General features: G+C 43.7%; 11 protein-coding genes and 2 pseudogenes. 11 read left to right on the top strand and 2 right to left on the bottom strand.

Annotated features, from left to right (window positions below; all coding sequences use genetic code 11):
* Nucleotides 1-43 precede the first annotated feature (43 nt).
* Both CWO08_RS04775 and CWO08_RS04770 read right to left on the bottom strand, forming a co-directional pair.
* Nucleotides 44-289, bottom strand: a pseudogene (locus CWO08_RS04775) (DUF2861 family protein); the annotation flags it as partial.
* Nucleotides 290-291: 2 nt separating this feature from the next.
* On the bottom strand, nucleotides 292-1,683 hold the full coding sequence (locus CWO08_RS04770) for a DUF3404 domain-containing protein (protein WP_108019990.1): 1,392 nt from the start codon (nucleotides 1,681-1,683) through the stop codon (nucleotides 292-294).
* 243 nt (nucleotides 1,684-1,926) lie between these two features.
* On the opposite strand from CWO08_RS04770, the gene CWO08_RS04765 reads away from it, so the two are divergent.
* The 11 genes and pseudogenes from CWO08_RS04765 to CWO08_RS04705 form a co-directional block, all read left to right on the top strand.
* The gene (locus CWO08_RS04765) at nucleotides 1,927-2,460 is read left to right on the top strand and encodes a YbhB/YbcL family Raf kinase inhibitor-like protein (RefSeq protein ID WP_050648620.1); all 534 of its coding nucleotides are present in this window, start codon (nucleotides 1,927-1,929) and stop codon (nucleotides 2,458-2,460) included.
* Between the two features lie 40 nt (nucleotides 2,461-2,500).
* Nucleotides 2,501-3,286 carry a helix-turn-helix transcriptional regulator gene (locus CWO08_RS04760; protein ID WP_108019989.1) on the top strand — a complete coding sequence of 262 codons (786 nt, stop codon included), beginning with the start codon at nucleotides 2,501-2,503 and terminating at the stop codon, nucleotides 3,284-3,286.
* Nucleotides 3,287-3,419: 133 nt separating this feature from the next.
* Nucleotides 3,420-4,751 (top strand): D-serine ammonia-lyase, encoded by a 1,332-nt coding sequence (locus CWO08_RS04755; RefSeq protein WP_108019988.1) that lies wholly within the window; start codon nucleotides 3,420-3,422, stop codon nucleotides 4,749-4,751.
* A gap of 161 nt (nucleotides 4,752-4,912) precedes the next feature.
* Entirely contained in the window at nucleotides 4,913-5,722 is an 810-nt protein-coding gene (locus tag CWO08_RS04750; RefSeq protein WP_108019987.1) for a hypothetical protein, read from the top strand.
* Nucleotides 5,723-6,019: 297 nt separating this feature from the next.
* Entirely contained in the window at nucleotides 6,020-7,042 is a 1,023-nt protein-coding gene (gene trpS / locus CWO08_RS04745) for a tryptophan--tRNA ligase (protein ID WP_102432423.1), read from the top strand.
* Between the two features lie 470 nt (nucleotides 7,043-7,512).
* Nucleotides 7,513-9,555, top strand: coding sequence for a M4 family metallopeptidase (locus tag CWO08_RS04740; RefSeq protein WP_108019986.1), 2,043 nt, complete (start codon nucleotides 7,513-7,515; stop codon nucleotides 9,553-9,555).
* Nucleotides 9,556-9,764: 209 nt separating this feature from the next.
* A complete protein-coding gene (locus tag CWO08_RS04735) occupies nucleotides 9,765-10,142 on the top strand; it encodes a VOC family protein (protein WP_108019985.1) in 378 nt (125 codons plus the stop codon).
* Nucleotides 10,143-10,330: 188 nt separating this feature from the next.
* Complete coding sequence (locus CWO08_RS04730) at nucleotides 10,331-10,801, top strand: hypothetical protein (protein WP_102478276.1); 471 nt, start codon at nucleotides 10,331-10,333, stop codon at nucleotides 10,799-10,801.
* 370 nt (nucleotides 10,802-11,171) lie between these two features.
* Nucleotides 11,172-12,032, top strand: coding sequence for a delta-class carbonic anhydrase (locus CWO08_RS04720; protein WP_102478274.1), 861 nt, complete (start codon nucleotides 11,172-11,174; stop codon nucleotides 12,030-12,032).
* A 226-nt stretch (nucleotides 12,033-12,258) separates the two neighbouring features.
* Nucleotides 12,259-12,885, top strand: coding sequence for a LysE family translocator (locus CWO08_RS04715; protein ID WP_108019984.1), 627 nt, complete (start codon nucleotides 12,259-12,261; stop codon nucleotides 12,883-12,885).
* Between the two features lie 166 nt (nucleotides 12,886-13,051).
* Nucleotides 13,052-13,305, top strand: a pseudogene (locus CWO08_RS04705) (IS3 family transposase); the annotation flags it as partial.

Below are 13,305 nucleotides of genomic sequence, written 5' to 3'. Positions count from 1 at the left end.
TTGTCTAAACCGTATCGAAGCTAACTATGATTGGGCTGCCAGATGACGACTTGTCCATTCGATAATATAGCTGGTAGTGGTTTGAATCTATCTTTAGTTGATAAACACCAGATTCGGGTTTGATGAACATTTCATTGGTTTCAATCTCTTGATACTCATTTTTGGAAGCGAGTTGTCCATCAAGAAGGACTTTTCCTTTAGGCGATACCAAAGAAAGAGTTTGGGCTTCTAAGCCTTTGTTGAGTTGCTCAGCAGAGACTTTGATTTGATAACCGTGCGATGACAGGCCTGTTAATAAGCTATTTCCAAAATACATCGGGTAGGATTGCGGAGAATAATGAGGCGGCCGTCAGCTTGTTTTATCAAGTGTTCGACAATAGTCAGGCCGATGCCCATATTGTCTTGCTTGTGAGTTTTACTTGGCGTGACACTGGACATGAGTCGTTGTATGGGCGAAGGGAAGTGCCCCTCGTCTTGCACTTCAATAGTCAGTTTGTCTCCGAGTTTGACTTGTACCAAAACTTCACCTCTACCATGTTGTTTGGCATTCTTTATTAGATTATCCAAGCAGATCGTTAGCCAGTAATAAGGCAGGTTCAGTTCAAGTTCACGCGCTTCACATTGATAAGAAATATTGTGCTTTACACACACATGATCGAGCCATTCTTCTAATGATGCGTTTTGCTTTAACAAAGGCTCTGACTGATCCGAACTTAGGTACACTTTGCTGTTTTCGGTGAGCTGAGAGAGCCTTTGATAGTCAGATATTAAACGCCAAACCGCGCTTTGAGTTTCATCAGAAAAGTCATCGTAGCGATTTCTGAACATCTCAACAGTTAAGCCAAGGCTAGCAATGGGCGTACGTAGTTCATGAGTGAGAAGCTGCAAAACGAACTGCCTCTCTTTGCGTTGTTTTGTTCTTAGGTATAAGACTCTACCAAGTCCGGAAAGCAACGTTAACAGCAATGAAAAGATCAACGTTTTCATGATTAAGTTGTCATTGCTAGGTTCGCTCAAGCACATGTTGCTGTAACGAAAAGTACAGGTGTCACCCGTCAACGATAGTTCTTGCTGCTCTGCAATAGGTTGCCAAACATCTAAGGGAATGGCTTTCCAGCCTTGTTCGCCACTTAGCCAAAGTACATCGTCTTGTTGCCAAGCGCGGTATCCATTGAGCAGTGCTTCTTTGCCTTGTGCGGTTAGCGTTTTTAGCTTGGAATATAAAGGGTGCTGGGGGTTGGCAATACTCAAAAATGGGCGTATCTGCTCGCTTACGTCGGGGTAAACTGCTAAATAACGATCAGCAAAACTGCCACCTGCAGGGTTTCGTTTGGAGTGTGCTGCAAACCAAACGGAATCCAATGCTTGTTGCTGACACAAAGTGAGTTCGAACTCGATGGCGTCATGTAATGAAGGATTATTGTTTTCAATCGCTCTGCAGTGATCTTGTATTGAGGCTAACGTTGCGATGTCGTCCCAATTGAAATGGTTGAAATTAGGATAACGGCTACTTTCATGAAGCAGAACTTTTGGGTACTGAGCCAACTCTTGTTGAGATACTAAGATTGGGGATGATTGCCAGGTCAGTTGATACAGGGTTTGCCACTTGTCTTGCAAACTTTGGGCATTGGCTAAAGTTGGGAGCCAAAAGGTCAAGCAAAGGGCTAAGGTAAACCTGCGCATCCAATCATTCTCATTAAAAGTCGTGAGGCGAGTCTAAAGACTTTTGGGTGAGATTTGTAACCTGAATGTCAACAAGTGCTCCCTTAACAGCAAACTGTCGAGTGGATCATGCTTTTAAATAATAAGATGAAATTACAGTAAGTATCATTTGATTCCGATAAATTAGATAATTATGTACTTATTGTCATTATTAAGCATGTGGGAAGGACTATACTCAACTCATACCAAATAAGAGGAACCATCATGAAACTAATCATCAAATCAGTATTGGCAATCAGTATTTTGGCTGCGGGCTCTGCTCAGGCGTTCGAATTAACCAGCAACGATATTCAAGAAGGTCATCCAATGGCGAAGACTTTTGAATACTCAAGTTGGGGTTGTGACGGCGATAACCTATCACCACAGTTAATGTGGAAAGATGCACCAGCAGGAACCAAAAGCTTTGCAATCACGGCGTATGACCCAGATGCTCCGACAGAAAGTGGTTTCTGGCATTGGGTTGCGTTTGATATCCCTGCGACTGTTAACGAGCTACCTCGCGGCGTCGATATATCTAAAGTCGGTGGCAAAGAAGGTCGCATTGATTACGGTACAGTTGGCTACGGTGGCGTCTGTCCTCCTGAAAAAGATGGCATGCACCGTTACCAATTCACGGTTTGGGCATTACCAACGGATAAGCTTAATCTAGACGAAAATACGCCGTCGGCAGTGGTTGGATTCACGTTGAACAGTATGGCTTTAGACAAAGCGAAACTGACCGCAACTTATACGCGTTAATAGCTTATACACGTTGATAATAAGTAAACAAGGGGATGAGATGAATCATCAATACCAAGTGACGATCTTTCGTGCCGAGCAGTTACAAAAGCTACGTAATGTGAGGATTCTATCCCCTAGTATTATTCAGATCATTACAGGCAGTAAGCGCCTGTTTTGGAAAGACTCAGCGGCAGAACTCTCACATTCTGAGTTGTTGCTGTGTGAGGCATCAGCTTCACTAAGCTTTGAGAACATGCCCCACAAAGGGCGCTTCTTGTCGCGAGTATTCAGCTTTCAATTCCAACCTTCTCAGGCGATGCTTGATTTAAGTGAGGAACGGTCGAATGAGCTGGGGTTGCCTACGGTGCAAGCGGACCGAAACTTACAAGACTCACTTAACGCGCTGTTTTCGTTTGATACACAGAACATGAGCAAAGAGACTCAACAGTTTTGGTTGCAGGGCTTATACCAGCAACTGGCTGAAAAAGGGGTGTTGCATCGACTCTTTGTCAGTGCCAACGTTTCGTTTAGCCAAAAGCTCAGCCATTATCTTTCACATTCACCAGATGAGAAGCATCCGCTAGAGTCGGTGGCAGAGCGTTTTGCGATGAGCCGTGCGACACTGATCCGAAAGCTAAAACTGGAAGGTATGCAATATCGTGAGATATTAGCAGAAGTGCGTTTAAGCCATGCTTTGTATCTTATGCAAAATGGCCAACACAATGTCACGATGCTCGCTCAATCTTGTGGTTACCAGTCTGAAGGACGTTTTAGTCAGCGCTTTAAGGGTAAGTTTGGTCTGTCGCCAAGTGAATACATCAAGACGGTTGCCTCAAGGGCATAGTAAGGGAAATACCATCCTATTGACGTTAGGCATAAGTATAGGTTATTGAATCATTTCTCGATTACGGCTCTAATAGGCTGCACACCAAGTGATTGAAATAGCGCAGAACGCTAAATACCAGAGAAGGTAGCCCATGATCGAACTGAATCTAAATAACCTCACCAACGACTTTCCATTACTAAATAAGCTTATGGCGCTCGAAGAGGTGGTTTGGTTTAACCCAAATGTCACAACACTAGACCAAGGGTTACCTTATGTCGGCTTGGATGAGAAAGACATCCATGATGCGAGCTTGAGGTTACAAAGGTTTGCTCCTTATCTAGCCAAAGCATTTCCTGAAACTCAAGTGAGCAATGGCATCATTGAGTCTGAGCTTGTTGAGACCCCATCGATGAAATCAGCATTGGAAGCGCATTATCAGCAGCCTATTAAAGGGCGCTTGATGATGAAGAAAGACAGCCATTTACCGATTTCAGGTTCAATCAAAGCCCGTGGTGGTATTTATGAAGTACTAACGCATGCCGAAAAGCTAGCGATTAAAGGCGGGTTACTGTGTGAGAGTGATGACTACAGTAAGCTGTTTGAACCTGAGTTTCGTGACTTCTTTAAGCAATACAGCATAGCGGTAGGTTCAACGGGTAACCTTGGTATGTCGATTGGCATCATGAGTGCGAAACTCGGCTTTACGGTTTCCGTTCATATGTCGGCAGACGCGAGAGCGTGGAAGAAGAACAAATTGCGTGAGCATGGTGTCAATGTGATCGAGTACGAACAAGATTATGGCGTTGCCGTAGAACAAGGCCGTAAAGAGGCACAACAAGATCCTCGATGCTTTTTCATTGACGATGAAAACTCGCAAACCTTGTTCCTTGGTTATTCGGTGGCAGGAGAAAGACTTAAACAACAATTTGAACAACAGGGCATTGTGGTTGATGAACAGCATCCGTTGTTTGTTTACTTGCCATGCGGCGTGGGTGGCGGCCCAGGTGGTGTTGCATTTGGTTTAAAGATGGCTTTTGGTGATGATGTTCACTGCATTTTTGCTGAGCCGACTCATTCTCCTTGCATGTTGCTGGGTGTTCACACTGGTTTGCATGACGAGATTGCAGTGCAAGATCTTGGTATCGATAACCTCACCGCTGCCGACGGTTTGGCGGTAGGACGGGCATCTGGCTTTGTCGGTCGAGCCATGGAACGTTTGCTTGATGGTTACTACACATTAACTGATGAACGTATGTACCAATTGTTAGGCGTATTGAATCAAGCCGAGGGTATTCAATTAGAACCTTCTGCACTGGCTGGTATGCCGGGGGCTATTCATGTTGAACACAACAGTGAATATCTGGAGAGGTTAGGCATCACTGAATCAACGTTAGCGAACGCGACTCATCTTGTTTGGGCAACCGGTGGAGGTATGGTTCCAGAGCAAGAAATGGCAGCGTATCTGGCGAAGTCTTCGTTGTAAATCGAATAGGAAAACGAGCGCTGGTGGATGATTTGCGCGTTTAAATGAAACAATAACTTGCGCAGAACGTTACCTTAAACACAGATTTTATAAATTAGACTTCATCGTTGTTATAACTGTCAGTTAGGTTGAGTGGCATTCAACTTGATAGGGACATAATGATGCAAGCCGATAAAACGATTCAATCGAGTAAACAAGAAACGCGAGAGGTGGTCAATACACCAGAAAAACTACTACAACGTTTAGATGCGATTGGAGGTTCTTTAAGAACTTCTGGTAAGGCACATGCCTTGTTGGGGCTTGGCTCAGTTGGCATTGAAACGGAGCGACTGGATCAATATTCAGACGTCGATTTCTTCGCGATAGTGCAGACCGGACACAAGCAATATTTCTTAGACAGTTTGCATTGGTTATCTGACATTCACCCAATCGACTACGCGGTAAGAAATACGGTCGATGGCTATAAGGTGTTCTATGCAGACGGGGTGTTCTGTGAGTTTGCAGTGTTTGAACCACATGAATTAGCACATATTCCGTTTGCTGAAGGGAGAATCGTTTGGCAGGAAGCTGACTTTGATACTCAGTGTTGTATTCCACCACAAAAGCGGGCAGCAGAAGCTAATTCGCAAGAGTGGATTATAGGGGAAGCCTTAACCAACCTTTACGTGGGTATGTCTCGCTATAACCGAGGTGAAAAGCTGTCGGGCAGTCGGTTCGTCCAATCTTACGCACTCGATCGTTTGATCGATCTTGTGGGTCAAACGGAAAGCTCACAACCTGAATTCGTCGATGAGTTTATGTCTGATAGAAGGCTAGAAGCGCGCTTCCCTAAGTTTGCTCAGTTACTGCCAACCTTTACTCAAGGCTACGAACGCACGGCGGAATCGGCTCTGGCACAGCTTGAGTTTTTGAACGTTCACTTTAACGTCAATCAAGCAATGCGTTCTAGAATTATTGGTTTATGTAATTAATACATTTGCTTACGATATGCATCTTTAATAGTTTGCTGTTTTGAAACGCCTCGAAAAGCGATTTCGGTACGTTAGTTTTATTACCTACCAATAAAAGGGTTGTCGTTAACCCTTATTGTTGGTAGATTTTAATAATGAAATTTACTTCTGCTTCAACTTCAATTTTCTTTTGGTGGTGCTCTATCTAGAGCAGCACGGAATACTCACATTCTTTAGCTGCTGGAAGGTAGTTAAGAATGTCACCAAGAATGTCGTTTCTTTTTATCTCCAGTAGCTTTTATTACTTGGAGATACCCCATGAAAACACCTCAAAATACGAACAAACCGGAAATTATTCTTACTGGCGACCGAGCGACTGGCCCTTTGCATTTGGGGCATTATGTAGGTTCACTTCAGCAGAGGACTTCATTGCAGCATATTCACGACCAAACGATATTGGTCGCTGACATGCAAGGGCTTACCGACAATGCACATAACCCTGCCAAGGTTTCGTCTAACATCCTCAACGTTGTTGCTGATTATCTAGCGGTAGGTATCGACCCAACAAAAACCACGATTTGCCTCCAGTCTCAGTTACCAGCACTGGCCGAACTCACCATGTTTTACAGTAACCTTGTTTCTATCGCTCGTTTGGAACGCAACCCAACAGTTAAAAGCGAGATTCAAAACAAGGAGTTTGGTCGCTCAATTCCAGCTGGTTTTCTGACTTATCCGATTTCACAGGCGGCTGATATCACGGCGTTTAACGCGACCTTGATTCCGGTGGGTGACGACCAATTGCCAATGCTAGAACAGACCAACGAGATCGTGAGAAAAGTTAACTCACTCGCGGGCAAGCCAATTTTAAATGAGTGTAAACCTCTGCTTAGCAATGCCTCTCGTCTTCCGAGCACCGACGGCAAAAGTAAGATGTCGAAATCAATGGGCAACGCTATCAACTTAGGTGCGACAGAGAAAGAGATTCGTGCCGCAGTCAAATCCATGTATACCGATCCAAATCATCTACGAATCGAAGATCCGGGCCAAGTTGAAGGGAACATCGTGTTTACCTATCTTGATGCTTTCCATACTGACGCTCAGTACGTCAATGAACTAAAAGATCACTATCGCAGAGGCGGGTTAGGGGATGGCCAAACTAAGAAGGTATTGGAAGAGTGTCTACAAGAGATGATTCGCCCGATTAGAGCACGCAGAGCTGAATTATTAGACGACAAAGCACAGCTCATTGATATTTTACGCAAAGGTACACAAGTATCGAGAGAGAAAACAGAAGCCGTTTTATTCGATGTAAAGGACGTGTTTGGGCTGAATATACTCTGATTGACGGCAATGGCACTTGTTAAGATAGCCAACAATAAATTGGTCATTTGCATGCTTAATAAACACTAGGTTAAGTCCGCACGCTAGGTAATACACCCTTATTACGATTTTGCACGAAACCGTCTTTAACTATTTTCGGGCTCTGAATCTAATAGGGGTGAGTTGGCGCCGTTATTTGAAAATCGATATCGAACCTTAATCTCGTAACGATTCGAAGCATGAAATTTCCGAGTATTGTCGGAAATTAGATACCCCTCCATATTTTACGTCGATTTGTTGAGTTGTTGCTAAGTGGCGGAAAGTATGGTTTTTTTGACTCCCCACCTCACTTTTATTTTCGTGAAAGATTATCTTCTGAATCAATGTCACATATAAAACTAAATGCATTTAATCATGCGCATAATCTATCGTTAAGATGCGCGCTCATCCAGTGGGTGAATTTATAAAAACAAAAATTATAAAGGTGATGTATGCGTGGTACACATTTACTAATGCTATTCCCAATAGCGTTTACTTCTCAAGCTGCCAATGTAGTGAATTATTCCGATGTCGATCTATCAATCATTCTAAATCAAAAAAATCAGGGCTTTAGTGCTGTAAGTCAACCACTTGCTTACTATGAAGCAAGTCGAGTCGATACCGGTACAACGACACTCCTGCGTAAACAACAGCTCCACTATGGCATTCCGGTTTATGGTCAGTCAGTGGTGGTTGATCATTCTCAGCAAGGCATTGCTCAAGCAATAGACGGGCAAGTTTTAACGGGTATCGAAGCTGATATCGGTTCTACTTTGCCGATGATCAACGCCCAGCAAGCAATAGCGATTGCTAAGTCACAGCACAAGGGCGTGGCTGCAGCTACGATTCGTAATCCAAATGCTGACCTCCTCATTTGGCTTGATGAACAGCAACAAGCACACCTGATTTATAAAGTTGATTTCTTACAAACAAAAGGTATGGGACCTTCACGACCAATTACGCTTGTAGACGCTAAATCTGGCGAGCTACTTGACCAGTGGGAAGCTATTGCGTTCATTGATGCCGAAGGCCCTGGTGGAAACGAGAAAAGCGGTCGTTACTATTTTGGCCCGAATACTCAATACGGTGGTTTCCAGGTTAACTCATATTGCCAGATGGACAGTCAAAACGTTGTTACGATGAATATGAATAATCGCCAAGACTATGGTCAGGTTCATCAGTTTGCCTGTAATGGTAATTACGGTAGGAACGTCAATGATTACCGTGCGATTAACGGCGCGTATGCACCAATGAACGATGCACATTACTTCGGCCAGCGTGTTTTTGACATGTACAAAGAGTGGTTGAACACTCGTCCTATCCAGCAAAAACTAACGATGCGTGTGCACTACGGTTCGAACTACGGCAATGCATTCTGGGATGGCCAACAGATGACGTTTGGTGATGGTAACCAATCTATGTATCCATTGGCGACGTGGGATGTGATCGCGCATGAGGTAAGCCACGGTTTTACTGAACAAAATTCAAACCTTGAGTACCGCGGTCAGTCGGGCGGCATGAATGAGTCTTTCTCTGATGTTGCTGCAGCGGCTTTAAGCGAATATGTTCATGGCAGCTTTAACTGGAAGATGGGTGAGCACGTAATGAAGTACAGCCCTGCGATGCGCTATTTCATTCAACCTAGCCAAGATGGTATGTCTATCGATCACGTTAACCAATATTACAACGGGATTGACGTTCACCATAGCTCGGGTATTTTCAACAAAGCATTCTACCATCTAGCCACCAGCAACGGTTGGGACATTAAAAAGGCGTTCATGACTTACGCTACGGCAAACCAACTTTATTGGACATCAAAATCGAACTTCCAATCAGGTGCGGAAGGGGTTTGTAAGGCGGCACAAAAGCTAGGTTATGAAGCATCTTCGGTGCGTAATGCGTTTAGTCAGGTCGGCGTTAATGTCCAAAACTGTGGTTCTGGTCAGCCGAATCCAAACCCTAATCCACCGACACCGACACCGACACCGGGCATCAACAATTTAGAATTGAACGTTCCTGCGCCTGTGTTGAGTAGCGGTAACGATCAACAGCAGTTTGTTCTGAAGAACAGCTCTGAAGGTGATGTTTGGATCCAAACTTACAATGGTTACGGTAACGTCGATCTATATGTTGCTATCGGTCGTCCAGCATCATCAAATGACTACGATTGTTCGTCTACTAACTTGGATAACAACGAGTACTGTGGCTTTGGTGGTATACAAGGGGATGATATCTACGTAATGGTATCGGGTGCGCAAGGGTCAACAGACGCTTATGTAGCGGTCAGCACTGTACTAGAACTGCCAAACCCTAGTCCTCAACCTGATCCTCAGGACATGTGTGTGGATGTGCCAGAATGGAGCCCGAATATTTTCTACCCAGCTGGGGCGTCGGTTCAATATTGGGGCAACCGTTTTACGTCTACAACAGATAACTGGGGGGCTGATCCGTTTGAAAACTATTGGTACTGGACGCATGAAGGTTTATGTCACTAATTTAACCAATCAATTTAGTTAGAATAACGCTGCAAAGGGAGTACTTAGAAGTGCTCCCTTTATTCGTTGATAATGGGATCTATAGCCGTAAAAGGCTGTTGTATCACTTTTCTAAGCGTTAGATTATGAGTGAATAACGCTCTGGATTTTTATCAAATCTTGTAGAGGAGTTAATTAGCAGGCCTGTCACTTACGGAGAGCAATCATTTATGGATATCAGTCACTTAGATCACCTTGTATTAACCGTTAAAGATATCGAGATAACGGTAGACTTCTATCAGAGAGTGTTGGGGATGAAACCGATTCAGTTTGGTGAGGAGCGCTGGGCACTGTCGTTTGGTAACCAAAAGATAAATCTTCATCAGCAAGGGCAGGAGTTCGAACCTAAGGCTAAGCATGTACAAGCGGGGAGTGCCGACCTATGTTTCATCACCAGCACACCGATTGATGAGGTATTCGATCATATTACGGGACAAGGTGTCACTATAGAGGAGGGCCCTGTAGAGCGAACCGGTGCAGTGGCCAAGATCACCTCAATTTACCTCCGCGACCCTGATGGTAATCTGATTGAGGTATCAAACTATTAAGGTCAGTCATCACTACCTATGAAATTATCTTAACGAACTTTAAGTTTAGCTGAGAGTAAACTATTGATTCATCAAGTAGTAAGTAATTATGTACACATCTGGTTACGACAAAACAAGCGTGTCACTGGAACTCCTAGCATAAGTTACTTACAATTGAACAATGTTTTATTAATCCAGTCCCAATCGTCATGGTCAGAAAATTAATCATAATAACTATTAGCCTGTTGCTTTTATCCGCTTGTGCGACAACAAGTGAAAATCAAACCGACGAAAATACATCAAGCAATGAGAATGTGCTTAATAACAGCGTCGAAAAGGCTGTGGTCAAGGAGACGGCAAGTGAAGTGGCCATTGAGCCTGTCGCAAATAACGTTAACGAGAGTTCCGTTATTACTGCAGATACCAGTGATATCAATAGCGATGGAGATTCGGCTTCTCATGAATTGAGTGAACCAGCAAAAACTAATCAACAGATGCAAGTGACAGATAAACAAGTCACCGAGGATCATGCAAGGGTTCACAGTGAAAAAGGCTTAGGTAATCATATATTCAATAACGGGCCTACGAAGCAGGTCATAAAATCATTGGAAGGTGTGACAGATGCTTTAAATGTCATGACTTTCGGAATATTTGCTTCAGGAACGCGACCAGCACAATAGCTCGATTTTAAAAACTAGTACTAAACAAAAAAGGCGAACCATGTGGTTCGCCTTTTTTGTTTCTTATTAGGTGACTGGCAGTCAGCTCGTCAGGATTACGTAACGTCTTGTTTGCGCTCACTAACACAATATGAGCTGGACTCGAGTAAGGGGCAGGTCAGCACAGCTCGGTATTTACTTGTTATGGAAGGGGCTCGCCGTATTTAACCTGTTGATCTTGTTATATGCACCAAGGATTTGAATACTCTCCCAAAGTAAGCGATGAAATCTAATCTTACAAAGACAAGGCTTATATTCATGTGTGAGCATAGTAAGATGTTTGCTGTTAAGTTTGGTTTAAGTTTAGCTATCAACATTCTAGGGAAGAAATATGAACAACAAGAGTGTGTTTTTAAGCGTCGCGATGGTGATGTTATCTGCTCAAGCAAACGCATCAGACGCGAACCATGAGTCTGTTTCAGATGGTGTTATCGCAGAACAAAGAGCGAAGCTTTCTGAAAATACCCAAGGGCAAGGTTTTGGTCCGCAAGCGCCTCGTGATCTAGGTTCAGTAGAAGGAACAAACGCTCGATTGTTTTCTGATGCGCCAGATTCAACAGCCATGAACCTATGTAATATCCACTTCCATAAGAACGCAGAGCACAAAGGTGGCGAGTTTACCCAATACGCTGGTAACGGTGATGGCAAGGGTTTCCAGAGTGGCTTTAAATACACTGGTAAGCTAAGTGAGGCTGAACTAAAACCATTTGAGGGCAAGGTTTGTCCGAGCGAGCATGGTTCTTTGCATTCGGGCGATACCATCGAAGTGCATTACGTGTATTCAACGGCACAAGTAGAGCCGGGTGAAACACTGGGTGCTTGTTTCAACGATGCGATTACCAATCCGCAACTGCGTGTGGAGACCCAAGTATACGTATTAGTGAATGACGACAAAGCACTCGACTTCGAAGCATTGGCTAAGCACTCAAAAGTGAATGGATTGCACCAAGCAACCAACATCCCACAAGATACGGGTTCAGCGATTCAATACGCAGGTTCAACAACGGGCCCAGGTTACAACGAGCAAGGTTCACCTTTCCAAGTAACATGGAGTGTTCGTCCACAAGTAGCGAAAGTAAACATCGCGACAGTCGGGAACTGGTGTGAAGGCAATGACTTTAACGAAGACCACGCCCACGGTGTGAGAAACTTGGTGGTTAACCCTGAGCTGTTGTCACCAATGGCGAACTAATCTTGCTACGTTGATTCGTAGTCAATATTTTGTAGAGGCGAGCCATTAGGTTCGCTTTTTTATTACCTTAGATAAAACACTTGGTGCTTTGTGGGGAAATTACGTATGACAGTTATTCAAACATGAGCTTTTTGAATCTTCGCAGACCAAAACACTCTTTACCTGAATCGAAACTCCATGATACGTTCGTGATCAATCATGTTGGGTTATAAGTAAGGACAAGCCAATGTCATTAGAAGGCGCAGTTACATTCTTTATTGCCATGTTTATATTTGGCATTACTCCGGGTCCCGGTGTATTTGCGATTTTGGCTCGTGGTATGGTCGATGGGTGGCGAAAGTGCATTTCTCTTTCTGTAGGAATGATATGCAGTGATCTGATTTATCTTGCGCTTGCCTGTTTTGGTCTAGCGACGATTGCTGAGAACTGGTCGTTTGCTTTTGAGGTGATTCGCTACGTTGGTGCCGCTTATTTGATTTACTTGGGCTACAAGATGTTTAAGAGCCTACCTGAAGTGCAAGGCACAGCTGAGCTCGCAGCAAAACAAAGTCAGAAATCGGAACTCGCCAGTTTCGCACAAGGCTTTTTGATTTCAGCATCAAACCCGAAAGTGATTTTGTTCTATATTTCATTCTTGCCAACGTTTATTGATCTGACTGTTTTGCGTTCACAAGATATCGTCTTGGTTGCTGTTTTAGCGGCGGTTGCTTTGATGTCCGGTTTAATGATCATTGCAATGGGCGCGGGCAGAATGGCAAGTTTACTTAAAACACCACGCACTCATAAAAGATTAAACCAAAGTGCTGGTGGAATAATGATTGCGGCTGGTTCATATTTGGCGATAAACAGATAAACAGATAAACAGATAAACAGATAAACAGATAAACAGATAAACAGATAAATAGATAAACACAGTTCAATTTAGATAAAAAAAGCGCGTTATTGCCGAGTAGCAGTAACGCGCTTTTTTGTATTAGATTGTCTCGTCCTGAAATGTGTTTACACATTGAGGACGAATTATGACTACTTCAAATAATACCTACGTTAAGCGCACTCAGCGTGATTACACACTAGGCTTTAAATTACAGGTCGTCGCCGCTGTAGAAAGAGGCGATATGACATATAAACAAGCCCAAACCATTTATGGTATTCAAGGCCGTTCAACCGTTTTAACCTGGCTTCGAAAGCACGGTAAGATGAATTGGGCGCAAAATCCAAGGATGAATGTCATGAGCCAATCACCTAAGCCTAAAGAGTCGCCTGCACAGAAAAT

The organism is Vibrio sp. 10N.286.48.B8, from assembly GCF_003050085.1.
In the GTDB taxonomy this organism is placed as follows: domain Bacteria; phylum Pseudomonadota; class Gammaproteobacteria; order Enterobacterales; family Vibrionaceae; genus Vibrio; species Vibrio crassostreae.
The sequence above is the reverse complement of the archived record's forward strand: the minus strand, read 5'-3'. Positions and strand labels throughout refer to the sequence as shown.

Coding starts and splice junctions, on each gene's coding strand:
- CWO08_RS04770 (WP_108019990.1), bottom strand. CDS start 1,683: ATGCGCAGGTTTACCTTAGCCCTTTGCTTGACCTTTTGGCTCCCAACT.
- CWO08_RS04765 (WP_050648620.1), top strand. CDS start 1,927: ATGAAACTAATCATCAAATCAGTATTGGCAATCAGTATTTTGGCTGCG.
- CWO08_RS04760 (WP_108019989.1), top strand. CDS start 2,501: ATGAATCATCAATACCAAGTGACGATCTTTCGTGCCGAGCAGTTACAA.
- CWO08_RS04755 (WP_108019988.1), top strand. CDS start 3,420: ATGATCGAACTGAATCTAAATAACCTCACCAACGACTTTCCATTACTA.
- CWO08_RS04750 (WP_108019987.1), top strand. CDS start 4,913: ATGCAAGCCGATAAAACGATTCAATCGAGTAAACAAGAAACGCGAGAG.
- trpS (WP_102432423.1), top strand. CDS start 6,020: ATGAAAACACCTCAAAATACGAACAAACCGGAAATTATTCTTACTGGC.
- CWO08_RS04740 (WP_108019986.1), top strand. CDS start 7,513: ATGCGTGGTACACATTTACTAATGCTATTCCCAATAGCGTTTACTTCT.
- CWO08_RS04735 (WP_108019985.1), top strand. CDS start 9,765: ATGGATATCAGTCACTTAGATCACCTTGTATTAACCGTTAAAGATATC.
- CWO08_RS04730 (WP_102478276.1), top strand. CDS start 10,331: ATGGTCAGAAAATTAATCATAATAACTATTAGCCTGTTGCTTTTATCC.
- CWO08_RS04720 (WP_102478274.1), top strand. CDS start 11,172: ATGAACAACAAGAGTGTGTTTTTAAGCGTCGCGATGGTGATGTTATCT.
- CWO08_RS04715 (WP_108019984.1), top strand. CDS start 12,259: ATGTCATTAGAAGGCGCAGTTACATTCTTTATTGCCATGTTTATATTT.